The 14,646-nt window shown below is 67.6% G+C and carries 17 protein-coding genes and 1 pseudogene; 8 read left to right on the top strand and 10 right to left on the bottom strand.

Annotated elements, in window-relative coordinates:
* The first annotated feature begins 46 nt into the window (after positions 1 to 46).
* Positions 47 to 511 carry a RidA family protein gene (locus BDO18943_RS01980; RefSeq protein ID WP_175021012.1) on the top strand — a complete coding sequence of 155 codons (465 nt, stop codon included), beginning with the start codon at positions 47 to 49 and terminating at the stop codon, positions 509 to 511.
* Between the two features lie 42 nt (positions 512 to 553).
* Here the strand turns inward: BDO18943_RS01980 and BDO18943_RS01975 are convergent, their stop codons facing one another.
* Positions 554 to 1,807: an alpha-hydroxy acid oxidase gene (locus BDO18943_RS01975; RefSeq protein WP_374101827.1), complete on the bottom strand. Its 1,254-nt coding sequence runs from the start codon at positions 1,805 to 1,807 to the stop codon at positions 554 to 556.
* A gap of 103 nt (positions 1,808 to 1,910) precedes the next feature.
* Here BDO18943_RS01975 and BDO18943_RS01970 point away from each other — a divergent pair, with 103 nt between their 5' ends.
* Positions 1,911 to 2,798, top strand: coding sequence for a LysR family transcriptional regulator (locus tag BDO18943_RS01970; protein ID WP_175021011.1), 888 nt, complete (start codon positions 1,911 to 1,913; stop codon positions 2,796 to 2,798).
* A gap of 56 nt (positions 2,799 to 2,854) precedes the next feature.
* Here BDO18943_RS01970 and BDO18943_RS01965 read toward each other — a convergent pair whose 3' ends face one another.
* A complete protein-coding gene (locus BDO18943_RS01965) occupies positions 2,855 to 4,174 on the bottom strand; it encodes an MFS transporter (protein WP_175021010.1) in 1,320 nt (439 codons plus the stop codon).
* A gap of 390 nt (positions 4,175 to 4,564) precedes the next feature.
* On the opposite strand from BDO18943_RS01965, the gene BDO18943_RS01960 reads away from it, so the two are divergent.
* From BDO18943_RS01960 to BDO18943_RS01950, 3 genes are all read left to right on the top strand, one after another.
* A complete protein-coding gene (locus tag BDO18943_RS01960; protein ID WP_175021009.1) occupies positions 4,565 to 4,984 on the top strand; it encodes an organic hydroperoxide resistance protein in 420 nt (139 codons plus the stop codon).
* Between the two features lie 67 nt (positions 4,985 to 5,051).
* Positions 5,052 to 5,381 (top strand): DUF4148 domain-containing protein, encoded by a 330-nt coding sequence (locus tag BDO18943_RS01955; RefSeq protein ID WP_175021008.1) that lies wholly within the window; start codon positions 5,052 to 5,054, stop codon positions 5,379 to 5,381.
* A gap of 54 nt (positions 5,382 to 5,435) precedes the next feature.
* Entirely contained in the window at positions 5,436 to 5,765 is a 330-nt protein-coding gene (locus BDO18943_RS01950; protein ID WP_175021007.1) for a DUF4148 domain-containing protein, read from the top strand.
* Positions 5,766 to 6,146: 381 nt separating this feature from the next.
* Here BDO18943_RS01950 and BDO18943_RS01945 read toward each other — a convergent pair.
* A pseudogene (locus BDO18943_RS01945) lies at positions 6,147 to 6,755 on the bottom strand (class I SAM-dependent methyltransferase); the annotation flags it as partial.
* Positions 6,756 to 6,798: 43 nt separating this feature from the next.
* Positions 6,799 to 7,326: a DedA family protein gene (locus BDO18943_RS01940; RefSeq protein WP_175021005.1), complete on the bottom strand. Its 528-nt coding sequence runs from the start codon at positions 7,324 to 7,326 to the stop codon at positions 6,799 to 6,801.
* Positions 7,327 to 7,610: 284 nt separating this feature from the next.
* Here BDO18943_RS01940 and BDO18943_RS01935 point away from each other — a divergent pair, with 284 nt between their 5' ends.
* The 3 genes from BDO18943_RS01935 to BDO18943_RS01925 all read left to right on the top strand — a co-directional run bounded on the left by BDO18943_RS01935 (position 7,611) and on the right by BDO18943_RS01925 (position 10,481).
* Positions 7,611 to 8,276 (top strand): response regulator transcription factor, encoded by a 666-nt coding sequence (locus tag BDO18943_RS01935; protein WP_175021004.1) that lies wholly within the window; start codon positions 7,611 to 7,613, stop codon positions 8,274 to 8,276.
* Positions 8,273 to 9,658: an ATP-binding protein gene (locus tag BDO18943_RS01930; RefSeq protein ID WP_175021003.1), complete on the top strand. Its 1,386-nt coding sequence runs from the start codon at positions 8,273 to 8,275 to the stop codon at positions 9,656 to 9,658. Before BDO18943_RS01935 ends, BDO18943_RS01930 begins: the two co-directional genes overlap by 4 nt.
* A 106-nt stretch (positions 9,659 to 9,764) precedes the next feature.
* On the top strand, positions 9,765 to 10,481 hold the full coding sequence (locus tag BDO18943_RS01925) for a GNAT family N-acetyltransferase (protein ID WP_175021002.1): 717 nt from the start codon (positions 9,765 to 9,767) through the stop codon (positions 10,479 to 10,481).
* A gap of 48 nt (positions 10,482 to 10,529) precedes the next feature.
* Here BDO18943_RS01925 and BDO18943_RS01920 read toward each other — a convergent pair whose 3' ends face one another.
* The 6 genes from BDO18943_RS01920 to BDO18943_RS01900 all read right to left on the bottom strand — a co-directional run bounded on the left by BDO18943_RS01920 (position 10,530) and on the right by BDO18943_RS01900 (position 14,572).
* Positions 10,530 to 10,985 carry a MarR family winged helix-turn-helix transcriptional regulator gene (locus BDO18943_RS01920; RefSeq protein WP_043182920.1) on the bottom strand — a complete coding sequence of 152 codons (456 nt, stop codon included), beginning with the start codon at positions 10,983 to 10,985 and terminating at the stop codon, positions 10,530 to 10,532.
* A gap of 124 nt (positions 10,986 to 11,109) precedes the next feature.
* Entirely contained in the window at positions 11,110 to 11,238 is a 129-nt protein-coding gene (locus tag BDO18943_RS42930; protein WP_260865350.1) for a hypothetical protein, read from the bottom strand.
* Positions 11,235 to 11,606 (bottom strand): GFA family protein, encoded by a 372-nt coding sequence (locus BDO18943_RS01915; RefSeq protein ID WP_175021001.1) that lies wholly within the window; start codon positions 11,604 to 11,606, stop codon positions 11,235 to 11,237. The genes BDO18943_RS42930 and BDO18943_RS01915 overlap by 4 nt, the downstream gene beginning before the upstream one ends.
* A 172-nt stretch (positions 11,607 to 11,778) precedes the next feature.
* A complete protein-coding gene (locus tag BDO18943_RS01910) occupies positions 11,779 to 12,879 on the bottom strand; it encodes an NAD(P)H-dependent flavin oxidoreductase (protein WP_175021000.1) in 1,101 nt (366 codons plus the stop codon).
* A gap of 275 nt (positions 12,880 to 13,154) precedes the next feature.
* Complete coding sequence (locus BDO18943_RS01905; RefSeq protein ID WP_175020999.1) at positions 13,155 to 14,411, bottom strand: MFS transporter; 1,257 nt, start codon at positions 14,409 to 14,411, stop codon at positions 13,155 to 13,157.
* On the bottom strand, positions 14,408 to 14,572 hold the full coding sequence (locus BDO18943_RS01900; protein WP_175020998.1) for a hypothetical protein: 165 nt from the start codon (positions 14,570 to 14,572) through the stop codon (positions 14,408 to 14,410). Before BDO18943_RS01900 ends, BDO18943_RS01905 begins: the two co-directional genes overlap by 4 nt.
* Positions 14,573 to 14,646 lie beyond the last annotated feature (74 nt).

Raw genomic sequence — 14,646 nt, 5'->3', positions numbered from 1 at the left:
CAGGCAGCACCGATTGCCTGAACCCTTTTCCCGCAAGGAGCACGACATGACCGTCGAACAGAAGCTGGCCGACCTCGGTCTCGCGTTACCCGAACCGCCGAACCCGCTCGGCAGTTATACGGCCGTCAGCGAAGCCGGCAACCTGTTGTTCGTTTCCGGACAACTGCCGCTCGTCGACGGCAAGGTCGCGTGTACCGGCCGCGTCGGCGAGCGGTTGAGCGTCGACGAAGGCAAGCATGCCGCCCGGCTCGCGGCGCTGAACGTGCTCGCACAGATCCGCCGGCACCTGGGCGGGTTCGAACGCCTGCGCAAGATCGTGCGCGTCGAGGGGCACGTGAGTTCGGCCGACGGTTTTTTCGGGCAGCCGGCCGTGATCGACGGCGCGTCGGACCTGTTCGCCGCCGTGCTGGGCGGCAAGGCGGGCCATGCGCGCTCGGCGTTCTCCCAGCGTCAGTTGCCGGCCGATGCGGCTGTGGCTCTCGTCGTGATCGCCGAAATCGATCCGGCGTGATGCGGTTGCCGCGCCGCGGGGCGGCAACCGGCCGCTCCCGCGCTACACGGCCGTCGGCGACGCCGGCGCGCCGCCCTTGCGGATCAGCACGCCGGGCGTCAAGCTGCTGCACTGCTCGACGCCCAGCATCGCCATGTTCCGGTCCACTTCGTCGCGTAGCAGGCCGATCGCGTGCATGACGCCGGCTTCGCCGGCCACGGCCGCCGCGTAGTTGAACGGCCGCCCGACGAACACCATGCGCGCGCCCAGCGCGACCGCTTTCAGCACGTCCGAGCCGCGACGAAAACCGCTGTCGATCATCACCGGATAGTCCGCGCCCAGTGCCCGAACCACGTCGGGCAGGATCCGCATCGGCGAGACCGCGCCGTCAAGCTGGCGGCCGCCGTGGTTCGACAGGATGATGCCGTCGGCACCCGCGTCGCGCGCGATGACGGCATCGTCGACACTGAGGATGCCCTTGATCACCAGTTCACCCTTCCATTCCTGCCGGATCCGCTTCAGGTGCCCCCAGTCGAGATGATCGCGGGCCGAGAAATCCCGCTGCACCGTGGACGACAGGATCGGCGCGCCGCGGGTGGCAAAGGAATTCTCGAAATGCGGCATGCCGTGCGCGAGCAGCGTCCGGGCGAAGGTGCCCGCGAGCCAGCGCGGGCGCACGATGCCGTCCCAGAACAGGCGCGGTCCGGGGCGCAGCGGTGTGGTGAAGCCGGTACGCACGTTGTTTTCGCGATTGGCGGACACGGGGATGTCGACCGTGATCACGAGCGTCCGGTAGCCGGCGCGCGCCACGCGTTCGAGCAGCGCGCTGATGCGGCTTGCATCGCCTGGCAGGTAGGCCTGGAACCACGTGCCTGGCGCGGCAGCGGCGACCTCCTCCAGCGGAATGAGCGACGAGCCGCTCATGACCGACGCGATGCCCGCGCGCTGCGCGGCCCGCGCCAGCAGGATGTCGCCGCGATAGGCCGACAGCGCATGGATCCCCATCGGCGCGATGCCGAACGGCGACGCGTAGCGTCGTCCGAACAGCTCGACACCCTGCTGCCGCTGCGAAACGTTGCGCAGCACGCGCGTGGCAAACCCGTACTCGTCGAACACGGCACGGTTGTCGTCGCGCGTGCGGTTGTCTTCCGCCGCGCCGCTGACGTAGCCGAAGATCGGGCGCGGCAGTGCGCGGCGCGCCGCGGCTTCGAAATCGTGAAGGCACAGCATCTTTCGCAGCACGCGCGGCAGGTGCGGCGTGGGCGTAGCGGTCTGGGGGCGGCTTGTTCCGGGAGCGGATGAGGCGGAAGGAGTCATGTCTGCGGCCTGTTCTTGAATCGATGCTGGAATTTTAGGTACGTGCGCCGTGCTTAAAAAGCGATAATCTTCCAATGAATTTGTTCGATAAAAGCGAAAGACAATGGCCACTCCGACTCTCAAGCAGCTCGACGCGTTCTACTGGGCGGCGACCTGCGCAAACTTCTCGACCGCGGCGCAACGGCTTCATCTGTCGGTGTCGTCGCTGTCCAAGCGCATCAACGAACTGGAGCAGGTCGTCGAGCGCACGCTGTTCGACCGGAGCGGCCATCGGGCCGTGCTGACCGACGACGGCGAGGCGCTGCTGCCGGCCGTGGTGCGGGTGCTCGAGTCCGTTGCCGCGCTGCAGGAATCGGTTGCCAGGGACGAAGGGCTGAGCGGCCGGCTGCGCTTCGGCGTCGGCGAACTGTCGGCGCTGACGTGGCTGCCGCGCTTCGTGGCGGCGGTCCAGAAGCTGCACCCGAAGCTGGCGCTGGAGCCGTATGTCGACGTGGGTGCGGCACTGGAGGAGAAAGTCGACGCCGGTGAACTGGATTTCGCGGTGATCGCCGGCCGCTCGTCGCGCGGCAGCGTGCTGTCGCAGCCGGTGGCGGAAGCGCGGTTCGCGTGGATGGCGGCCGAGGTGCTGGTCGGCCGCGAACGCGTACTGACGCCGGCACTGCTCGCCCGTCATGCGCTGGTGCTGCTGCCGTCCGGTTCGGGCGTGACGCGCATTCTCGACGACTGGCTGCTCGCGTGCGGCATCAATCACGCGCGCAGGATCGCGTGCAACAACTGGAGTGCGGTGGCCGGCATGCTGGGCGAAGGCGTCGGCATCGGCTTCCTGCCCGTCGACTGGGCGCGTGCGCGGCCGGGCGGCAATCTCGTGCCGCTGACGAGCGAGCCGCCGCTGGCGCCGCTTCAATATGCGTTCCAGTGGCGCCGCGGCGACGTGCGCGGGCTGATTCCGTCGATGCTGTCGCTGGTGCGGCAGTATGCGGATTTCCGCTGAACCGTGGCTTGCCGCCCGGCGTCAGGCGCGGGCGGTTCCGACGATGCGTGCCGTCGTCACGCTTCGTCGATGCGCGAGACCTGCCTGGGATCGGGCATCCACAGGTAGCACAGCAGCGACACGCACACGCATGCGGACACGTAGTAGAAGAACCATGCTTCGTGCCCGATGCTCTTCATCCACAGCGCGACGTATTCGGCCGTTCCGCCGAACAGCGACACCGTGATCGCATACGGCAACCCGACGCCCAGTGCGCGCACGCCGACCGGAAACAGTTCGGCCTTGGCCACCGCGCTGACCGATGAATACAGGCTGACGATCAGCAGCGCGACGACGATCAGCGCCAGCGCTCCGCCGGTTGTCTGCACCCCGCGCAGCGCCTGGAAGATCGGCACGGTGCAGAGCGTGCCGAGCACGCCGAACGCGATCAGCAGCGGGCGACGGCCGACGCGATCGGACAGGCTGCCGAAGATCGGCTGCATTGCGACGAATGCCAGCAGGCTGATCACGGAGACCATCGAGGCGTCGGCCTTGCTCATCCCCGCGCTGTTGACGAGGAATTTCTGCATGTACGTCGTATACGCATAAAACGCGACCGTGCCGCCGAGCGTCAGGCCGGCCACGATCAGGCATTCGCGCTTGTGGTGAAACAGGTCGGCGATCGACGCGTGGCGGCGCTTGCTGCGACGGTGCTGCTCGAACGATGCCGTTTCCTGCATGTTGCTGCGCAGGAAGATCGCGCTGCAGGCCAGCAGCGATCCGAGCAGGAACGGGATGCGCCAGCCCCAGCTTTCGAGCTGCGCGGTGGTCAGGAAAAACTGCTGCAGCACGACCAGCACGCCCATCGCGAGCAACTGGCCGAGCGACAGGGTCGCGAACAGGAAGCTCGAATAGAAGCCGCGACGGGATTTGTCGGCCATCTCGCTCAGGTACGTCGCCGAGCTCGCGTATTCGCCGCCGAGGCTCAGCCCTTGCAGCAGTCGCGCGAACACCAGGAGCACGGGCGCGGCAATGCCGATCGTGTCGTAGCCGGGGGTCAGGCCGATGATCAGCGAGCCGACGCACATCGCCAGCACCGAGACGAGCAGCGCGGCCTTGCGCCCGTGGCGATCCGCGTACAGGCCGACGAGCCAGCCGCCGATCGGCCGCATGATGAAGCCGACGGCAAAGATGGCCGCGGTGTTCAGCAACTGCACGGTCAGGTTGCCGTTGGGAAAGAACGCCTTCGCGAAGTACAGCGAAAACGCGGAATACACGTACCAGTCGTAATACTCGATGAGGTTGCCTACCGATCCGCTGAAGATGGATTTGAGGTTCGCGAGGGTTCCGGTCGGCCGGGAATCCGTGGCCGTTGCAAGAGGGCTGACGCGCGACACGTAATGTCTCCGTTTCGATTGTGCTTGTGGTCCGTGCAAGTGCCGGCCGTGGTGGGCCGCTTGCAATCGGGTGCGGCTAGGTTAGAAGAGACGTTGCGTTGTAGAAAGCGAAATAATGACAAGGAACCTGTTCGCTTTATGGAAAGTCAGGTCGGCGACTACCCGCTTCCCGCTTCCGTTCCGGCATCGTTCACGGTTCCCCGATTATCAGGGATAGATCACCGGAAAGCCTTGCTCATCAACGCGCTACACGTTCCAGATACATTGAAATACAAAATATCGCATGCGACTTAATCGAATGCGCTTGACGTGAATGGTCGTCTCGGTGAAACTCCATCGCATGCGATCTAATCGCATATGAAACAAACCAGCCAACTGACGGAGCAAATGATGAGCAAGATCGAAACAGTGCTGTACACGGGCAAGACGCATACGACTTCGGGCGGCCGCGACGGCGCGGCGCGCAGTTCCGACGGCCGCCTCGACATCCAGTTGTCGTCGCCGGGCAGCGCCGGCACCGGCACCAATCCGGAGCAACTGTTCGCGGCCGGCTGGTCGGCCTGCTTCATCGGCGCGATGCAGCTTGCGGCGCGTGCCGCGAAGGTGACGCTGCCGGCCGATCTCGCGGTCGACGCGGAAGTGGATCTCGGCACCGCCGGCAACGCGTACTTCCTGCAGGCCCGGCTGAACGTGAGCGTGCCGGGGCTCGATCGCGACGTCGCGCAGCACATCGTCGATGCCGCGCACCAGACCTGCCCGTATTCGAAGGCGACGCGCGGCAACATCGACGTCGACATCCGTATCGCTTGAACGATGCATCGGGCGGCCGAGCGCCGCCTGCCGAATGCCCGATTTCCTTTCTTTCTTTTCGAGGTGAATGATGAATACCCGACTGATCGCCGCCCTTTTCGTGGCCGTTTCCGCATCCGCTGCCGCACCGGCGTTCGCCGACGTAGCCGTCGTATCCCGCGCGCAGGTGCGTGCCGAGCTCGTCCAGCTCGAACAGGCCGGCTATCGGCCGGGTCGTGCGAACGATCCGCACTATCCGGACGACCTGCAGGCCGCCCTGACGCGCATTCATACGAACGACACCGCAGTGGCCGATGCAGCGACGTCCAGCTATGGCAGCGATGCCGTCGCCGCGACGCAGTCGGGCAGCCGGCCCGCAACGCGGATCGCCGAGCGCTCGATCTACTTCGGTCATTGAACGAAACCGCGCACGTTGCGCAACCGCTGAATCCCCCTTTTCTTGTCGAGGTGAATGATGAAGACCCCACTGATCGCCGCCCTTCTCGTTGCCGTGTCGGCTGCTGTTGCCGCACCGGCGTTTGCGGGCGAAAGCACCGTGACGCGCGCGCAGGTGCGTGCGGAACTGGCCGCGCTGCAGAAGGCCGGCTACCTGCCGAACCGGCCCAACGACCCGAACTATCCGGACAATCTCCAGGCCGCGCTGCGCCGGGTCCACGACAACGAGGCAGTCGCGGTCGAGTCGCAGGCGTCCGGTTACGGCAGCGACGCTGGCGATGCGACGCAGTCCGGCAGTCGCAGCGCGGTTCGCACGGTCGAGCGCTCGATCTACTTCGGCCATTGAGCATGGCGTGGCGGAATCGTCGAGCCCATCCGGGCAGCTCGGTACGACGCGCGAGAAACGGGGCGCGCGAGCACGACGCGCGCCTCGTCGGTCTTCCGCAAGAAACAGCGTTGCAGGTCGACCTGCGCCCCGCGCGTGCGTCGGCTCGGGATTCGATGGCGCGCGGCGCCGATGTGGTTGCCGACTCCAGCAACCAGCCAGTGTGGAAGAAGCGACCGCAGCGGTGGCAGGCCGAACAGCCCCCCTGCCCGAGCGCGTTCACGATGATGGAGGTCCCTCCGTCGATGGCCCGGCGCCGCTCGAGTCGAGTGATGGCGCATGGGGAAATTGGGCGATGTCGAGGCCGTGCAAAGTGGTTGCTTGCGCAACCGCATCCAGCTGCGGCCGAGCACCTGGCCACGGATGCCGGATCTTGTCGATCCGGCGTTCGAAGCGATACACGATGGCGGGCGGAAAGTTCATCCACGCGACGCCGATCCTGACGGCGCGAATGCGCATGGCCTCCAGGTAGCGCGCCGGGATCGGGCAGCGCGGCACATACGTGAACTGGTAGAACGCGCCATCGGCGGCCAGGTGACGCGCGAACGCGCAGTGAACGATCGCCACGGCCTGTTCGACCGGCATCGCGACGAGCGGCAACCCGCTCACGATCGCATCCGCGCGCGCCCCGCCGAAAAAGTCGCCCGTCATGCCGAGTTGCGCGGCATCCATCTGCATGATCCGCAACGCTGGAAACTGCTGTCGCAGCGCGTTCGCGAAAGCGGGATCGGCTTCCACCAGCACCAGCCTGTCGCTCGCGACACCACGTGCGAGCAGCGCGCGCGTGAACACGCCGGTGCCCGCACCGAGTTCGATTACGGTGGCGCCGTCGCGCGGGATATCGGCGGTGATCAGCGCGGCGAGCGCCGGGCCGGACGGCGCGAGCGCACCGACCCGGCGCGGATTGCGCAACCAGGTACGCAGGAACAGCATCCATTCAGGGATTCGCATCGACAGGCTCCAGGCGGGTTCGATCGGGCAACGACATGTCCGGCTAGGCGGCCGCTTGCGCGGCCAGGTAGCCCGCCGTGATGAACAGCGTGTTCCATAGCGCGATGCCGGCTGCGGCGCCCGACGCGAATCGCGCGAAGCTCGTTTCCAGCAAGCCGGCGAGCGCCGGGGCGACGAGCCGGACGAACGGCACCAGTTGCGACCAGAGTGCGAGCCGCGTGGGCCGCGTGCGGATTCCGTCGATCAGCGCGTCCATTCTTGCGGGCTGCAGCCTGCCCAGCGGCGCGACGCGGCGCAGCAGCGTCAGCACGCTGTCTTCCGGCCACAGGTTGCCGAGCGCGTAATGCAACAGGCAGCCCGCGAAGCTGCCGAGCGCCGTGACGACGATCGCTTCCGGCAGGGTCCATGCGCCTTGCGCGCTGGCGACGCCGATCATCGTCAGGAGCATGTGGGACGGCAGCACGGGGATCAGCCGTTCGATCAGCGACAGGCCGACGAGGCAGGCGATGCCGTTGGCGCTGGCCAGGCTGAGTGCGAGGCCGAACGGGACGAGCGTGGCGAGCTGGTTCATCGCACGGCTCCCGCGCGGCGGGCGCACAACGCGCACAACGTGCGCGACCTTCCATGCCAGAATGGCCCGCACCGGAGCGGTGCGAAGCTGGTGCTTCGGGCCGCATTGCATTGCAGCAACGAAATTGAAGGGCGTGACACGGTCATCGCGAGCCTCTCGAAAAAACGCCAGATGCATTGCACCGGCAATGCGGCGAATGGCACGCATCGTGGCCCCCAGGCTTTAAGAAGTTTTTAATCGCGGTCGGTCAGGCTGGCGACCTCGACATTCGAGGAGCAAAACCGATGCATATCCTGCTGGTGGAAGACGATGTCATGCTGGCCGACGCCGTTTGCGCGGGCCTTCGGCAGAACGGCTGGCGCGCGGACTGGTCGGCCGACGTGCCGGCCGCGCGGCTCGCGCTCGTCGGCCATGACTACGACGCGGTGCTGCTCGACCTGCAGCTGCCGGGCGCGTCCGGATTCACGCTGCTTGCTGCGATGCGCGCGAACTACGACCCGACGCCGGTATTGATCGTGACCGCGCGCGATCAGTTGAGCGATCGGATCCGCGGCCTCGACGCCGGTGCCGACGACTATCTCGTGAAGCCGTTCCAGCTCGACGAGCTCTATGCGCGCCTGCGCGCGCTGACGCGCCGCAGCCAGGGCCGCGTGTCGGAGCGTCTGGTCTACCGCGACGTGCACGTCGATCCGGCGCGCCAGGCAGTCACGCGGGCCGGCGAACCCGTTGCGCTCAGCATTCACGAATACCGCACGCTGCTCGCGCTGATGGAGCGGCAAGGCCGCGTCGTCACGCGAGCGCAGCTCGAAGAGCGCGTGTACGGCAACGACAGCGAGATCGAAAGCAACACGATCGCGGTGTACATCCATCAACTTCGGCGCAAGCTCGGCGACGAACTGATCGTGACGGTGCACGGCTTCGGCTATCGCGTCGGGGAGAGCCCCGCATGAAGTCGCTACGCGTGCGCCTGCTCGCGACCGTGATGGCGGCGGTCGTCGTGTTCTGGGCAAGCTGGGGGGCGTTTCTCGGCATCGGCCTGTGGCGTGAACAGCGCGGCTGGCGCGACAGCATGCTCGAGAGCGCCGCGCAACTATTGCTTCTGTCGTTGCCGGATGCGATCGATCGCCTGCCTGCGGCGAACGCCCAGGCGGTCGTACCGAACACCGCGTATGGCAAATACGACGTCGCGTTCCAGGTCTGGGTCGACGGTCGCAACGTGATGCACAGCGCGGATGCGCCGGGGCCGGCACTCAAGGCCGACCTGCGGGACGGATACGGGGTGAGCACCGGGCGTGGCGCCGCGCACGACGAGACCTGGCGGGTCTACTCGCTGTCGGATCCGGCGGGCCGGATTCACGTTCAGACAGGCGGCCCGGCCACGACCTGGCAGGAGAAGGCGAACAACGCGCTGCAACTCGGCCTGTTCAATACGGCGGTGATGCTCGGGATGCTGGGCGTCGTGATCTGGTGGGTGATTCGCTGGTCGTTCGGGCCGGTGCGCGAGGTCCAGCAGGCGATCCAGCGGAAGGCCGCGTTCGATTTCTCGCCGTTGCCGCTGGTGACGCTGCCGCGCGAACTGCGGCCGCTCGTCGAGTCGTTCAATCGCCTGCTCGCGCGGCTGAGTCAGGCCGTCGATACCGAGCGCCGTTTCATCGGCGATGCGGCGCACGAGTTGCGCACGCCGCTCGCGGCGTTGTCGGCCCAAGCGGAAGTGGCGTTGCAGGCGAACAGTCTGGCGGACAAGAACGAAGCACTGCGTCGGCTGGCAACAGGCGTCGAGCGCAGCGCGCGGCTATCCGGGCAACTGCTGGAACTGGCGCGGCTGGATGCCGGTTCGCGCGCCGAACAGCATGGGCCGGTGGAACTGTCGCGGCTCGTTGCGCTGATCGCGAGCGACTTCGACGCGGCCGCGCATGCGCGCGGACAGACGGTGCGGATCGCGGTCGACCCGGTGCGCGTCTGGGGCGATCTGGACGAGATCGCGATTGCGGTGCGCAACCTGCTCGACAACGCGCTGCGTTACGGCCGTGACGGCGGGCGGGTCGAGATCACGTGCGCCATCCCTGCCGATGCGGATGGCGCGCGGGTCAAGCTGCGTATCGCGGACGACGGGCCCGGCGTGCCGGTCGGCGAGCGCACGCGGATCTTCGAACGCTTTTACCGCGTACCGGGTACGGTGCAGCCGGGCAGCGGTATCGGCCTGTCGCTCGTCGCGCGCATCGCCGAGTCGCACGGCGGGTCGGTCGAGGTGACGGCCGGTATCGGCGGGAACGGGCTGGCGGTGATCCTGTCGTTCCCGATCTGGCTGGATCCGGAACGTTGGCAGCGCTAGTGCGGCGTGCCGTGCCGGCGACGCGGTCGATAACGTTACGCCGCGCCCGGCCCGGCCGATCACGGTCTATGCTGTGCCACCGACACCTTCAATCGAGGAGCAGCCGATGTCCGATGCAACGACCGGAAACGCGACAGGCCGTGCGCACCCGCTCGACCAAGTGGTGTGGAATGCGCTGACGGGCCGGCAGCGCCGCTTGGCGCTCGGCAACGACCGGGCATGGCGGTTTCCGGCGGCCATCGCGCCGTTTGCGGCGATCGAGGACACGAGCGCGGCCTCGTTCGACGCGTTGCGCGCCCTGATTGCCGCACACGGGCCGGCGGCGCTGGTCACGCCGGACGAGGTCGAGCTGCCGGCGGGATTGTCGGCGATCCGGCGCGCGAACCTGCTGCAAATGGTCTGGCAAGGGGCGCTCGACCCGGCGCCCGAATCCGGACATGTCACGCTCGCCGAAGCCGACGGGCCGGACATGCTCGCGCTGACCACGGCTGCGCAGCCCGGCCCGTTCGGCCCGCGCACGTTCGAGCTCGGCCACTACATCGGCATCCGCAGCGAAGGCCGGCTGGCCGCGATGGCCGGCGAGCGGATGCAGATCGACGGGTATACCGAGATCAGCGCCGTGTGCGTGGATGCCGCGTTCCGGCGGCAAGGGCTCGCGGCACGTCTGATGCGGGCGTTGATTGCGGAGATCGATGCGCGCGCGGATACGCCTTTCCTGCACGTCCTCACGTCGAACCAGGTCGCGATCGAGCGCTATCTCGCCCTTGGTTTCGCCATCCGCCGCGAGATGCACCTGCTGGTGCTGGGCGACGCGCACGCATGACGACGCGGCCGGCACGATACACGTGCCGGCCGCCGCTTGTCCGGGCGGTTATTCTTCGGTTGACTGGATCAGGTTGCCGCGCAGCGTGACGATCGCCTTTTGCATCTTCGCGAATTCGTCCGGCTTCAACCCGGTGGCCTCGACCAGATTCATGTCGAGCCCCTTCTCGCGCAAGCGGCGGCCGCTCTTCGTCAGGCTGACGAGCACCTGACGTTCGTCCGACGGATCGCGGTGCCGCTCCAGGTAGCCCATTGCCTCGAGCTTCTTCAGGATCGGCGTCAGCGTATTGGATTCGAGGAACAGCTTCTCGCCGAGCTGGCCGACCGTCTGGTTGTCCTGCTCCCACAGCGCAATGATCGCGATGTATTGCGTATACGTGAGGCCGAGCTCTTCGAGGATCGGTTTGTAGGCCTTGCCGAACGCGAGGTTCGCCGAGTAGATCGCAAAGCACAGGAACTCAGACAGCTTCGGCGCGGCGGCGGATGGGGCTTCGGTCGGTTTCATGAACGTCCTCCAGCGACCCGAACGGTCGCAGATGGACGCATTATATATCGCGTGCGATCTTATCGGAAGCATGATAATCGGCCTCGATGAACCGGCGGAGTGGCGCGACGCTGCCGGCGCGCCGTCAGTCCGCCCTGCGGCGCTTGCCGGTCTGTGTGCGGTTAACGGACAGCAGCGTGCATTGCACCGGATGCGCGATTTCGGTCGCGAGCCCGCCTGCTGCGAACAGCAGGATCATCAGCCAGCGTTTCATGCGCCCTCCACGACCGAGAGGCTCGCGCCGTCGGCGACCGTCGCGTCGAGCGCATACGGGTCGATGCCGTCGAGACAGCCGAGATTGACGCGCCAGCAGGCGGGATCCCTGCGCGTCTGATGGAACGGGTAGACGCCGCAATGGCCGCAGAAATAGTGGCGGGCCGTGCGCGTGTTGAAGCGGTAGCACGTCAGCGCGCCCTCGCCTTCGAGGATCTTCAGTTCGCTGGTGGCGAACATCGGGCTCATCAACGCGCCGCGCCGGCGGCACAGGCTGCAGTTGCAGCGCGCTGCCGGTGTAACGGCGGTTCGGACTTCGAATTTGACGGCCCCGCAATGGCAGGATCCTTTGAACCAGGTTGCAGACATGATGCACTCCAGAAGAGGTCATGCCTGCTTTATAGCGGACGCCCGAACGTGCGTTGTATCGCGATGTATCCACGGTTCGTGCCGATACAGAACATTGCAAATCGGCGGCGATCGGTGTGCGTTCGCCGATCGCCGGCATGTGGCTGCGGCCCGTTGTCTGCGAATCGCGCGATCAATCCAGCACGTGCTGCATCCGCTCGATCGCCGCCCGCGTTTCGCGTTCGAGTGCGGCGAACAGCTCGGCCGCCGGCAGCGACCGCACGAGCGGCGCCGCCTGCCCGGCCCATTGCGCGCCGTAGCCGAATTCACCCTTCGCCTTCGCGGCCGCATGCAGCGCCTTGCCGGCGTCGTACGCGATCGGATACGCGGGCGTGGCCGGCGCGTGCGGGTCGTCGCCGAGTGCGGTCAGCCGGTTGGCGATGCCGCGCGCGATCCGGCCTGAGATCGCGGCCGTGAACGTCGTGCGGCGCGCCGCGTCGCCGAGCAGCGCGCGACGATAACCGTCGTCGATCGACGTCTCCGGGCACGCGACGAACGCGGTGCCGAGCTGGGCGGCCTGCGCGCCGAGCGCGAGCGCGGCTGCGATGCCCTCGCCGTCCATGATGCCGCCGGCGGCGATCACCGGCAGCGCGCATTCGCGCACGATCAGGCGCGTGAGCGCGAACGTGCCGAGCCGATCGTCGTGCGCGGTCGAATCGAACACGCCGCGGTGTCCGCCCGCTTCGATCCCCTGCGCGACGATCGCGTCGATGCCGGCGGCGGCGATCTGCTGCGCCTCGTCGAGATTGGTCGCGGCCGCGAACAGCGTGATGCCCGCGCGCTTGAGCGCGGCGATCACGTCCTCGGACGGCAGGCCGAAATGGAAGCTGACGACGGCCGGCTTCTCTTCGACGAGCATCGCCTGCATCGCTTCGTCCACGACGAAACTCGTATAGATCTCCGACAGCGATGCGGGCGGCGTCGCGCCGTACTCGCGGAACGCCGGCGCGAGCCACGCGAGCCACGCGCGTTCGACGGCCGCGTCGGCGTGCGCCGGCTGGTGGCAGAACACGTTGATGTTGAACGGCCGGTCGGCGAGCGCGCGCGTGTCGCGGATCATCTTGCGGGCGCCGTCGGCGTTCGTCGCACCCACGCCGAGCGAGCCGAGCCCGCCAGCATTCGACACGGCGGCCGCCAGCGCCGGCGTGCTGACGCCGGCCATCGGCGCCTGGACGATCGGTGCGCGGATGCCAAGCGCGCGCAACAGCGTCCGGTTGTCGGTCGATTGATTCATGTTGCTTGCCTCCTGCAAGATCCGTCATCGAAATGCTTCGGCCGGATGCGGGCCGAAACGCGTGGGTCGGGTTCGGATCGGTGCGCGTTCGTCGTGCTTGGTGCGCAACCGGTCACGTGAAAGCGATGTCGAAAACGATGCGCCGTCGTGCGATGCAGTGTCTGCGACTGCGGCGTCCGCGATGCGCGGTGAACGCGTACGTCGTCGCCGCTTCCCGGCGCGCGCCTCCGCAACTGCGCCCATCCTACGCCAGCCCGCGATCCGCCGGCCAGCCGCTATCGGCTGCGCGCCCAATGTGCGAGCCCCGCGCAGACTGCCAGCAGCGCGCCCGTCACGAAGAACACCGAATGCAGCCCCAGCGCGACGCCGATCTGCCCGCCGATCACCGGGCCGATCACCTGTCCGCTGAACTGCGCGGACTGCAGGTAGCCGAGCATCTGCCCGGTCGCACGCTCGTCGACCGATTGCCGCACGAGCTTGCCGATCGACGGCAGCAAGCCCGCGAGCGTCATGCCCATCAGCACGCGCAGCGCGCCAAGCTGCCACCAGTGCGTGACGAACGCCTGCGGCACCATCGCGAGCGCGGTCAGCAGCAGGCAGCCGATGATCACGTTCCAGCTGCCGATCCGGTCGGCCAGCGCGCCGAGGCGTGCGGCGGTCAGCATGCTGCCGAGCGCCGAACACGCCATCACGACGCCGGCGATGCGCGCGAGGTGATTGCCACCGACCCCGAGGCCGCCGATATACACGGTGATGATCGGCTCGATCGACATGTTCGCGAGCAGCACCATCATCGCCGTCACCAGCAGCGCGGCGACCGCCGCGCGATTCGTGCGGTGCGGCGTGCCGGCCGCGGCGCTCGTGGTGCGCGTTCTTGCATCGGTGCCCGCGTGGAAGTCTTCCTTCACGACGAAGATCGTCAGCAGCGCGGCGACGGCGATCATCGCGCCACCGGCGAAGTACGTGCCGCGAATGCCGAGCCAGCCCGGCAGCAGTCCGCCGACGAGCGGCCCGACGAGGTTGCCCGCGAGCGCCCCGGTCGACAGGATGCCGAGCGCCCAGCCGGCGCGCTCGCGCGGCGCCTGGGTGCCGACCATCACGGTCGACGCCGACGCGTAGCCGCCGACCAGCCCCGCGAGCAGCCGCAGCGCGACGAGTTCGGCCACGTTGTGCGCGACGCCGATCAGCGACATCACGATCGCCATGCCGATCGCCGCGCGCACGAGCATCGGCTTGCGGCCGAAGCGATCCGCGAGGCGGCCCCACAGCGGCGCGGTGACGGCCGTGCCGAGAAACGTCGCGCCGAACGCGATGCCCGACCACTGGATCACGGCCGACTGCGCATCGACGCCGAGTTGCCGCACGTACAGCGGCAGGAACGGCAGCAGCATGCTCAGGCTGACGAGCGTCGTGAACGAGCCGAACACGCAGACGGCGAGATTGCGCCGCCAGTAGCGCGCGTTGCGCTCGGCATAGCTGGCGGCGGGCCGTTCGGCCCGGGCCGCGGCGGGCGCATGCGAGATCGTGCTCATGGCAGCCTCGCCGTCACGGTCATCGGTGCGGGAAAGCCCTGCGCGGCGAAGCTCGCCGGCAGCGGCACGCATGCGAACCGGGCAATGCCGATAGCGGACACCACGCGGTGCGTCAGTCCGGCCGCACGGGCGCGACGCGGGTCGGGAAGCGCTTGATGCATGTTGACCTCCATTCGCTGAACGGACGCCATGCGCGTCCATCGGTTGAAGGAAGTCTAGATTGAGTCGAATCCCG

The organism is Burkholderia aenigmatica (assembly GCF_902499175.1).
Lineage (GTDB): Bacteria > Pseudomonadota > Gammaproteobacteria > Burkholderiales > Burkholderiaceae > Burkholderia > Burkholderia aenigmatica.
Note: the sequence above shows the minus strand (reverse complement) of the source record. Positions and strands in the feature narration are given on the sequence as shown.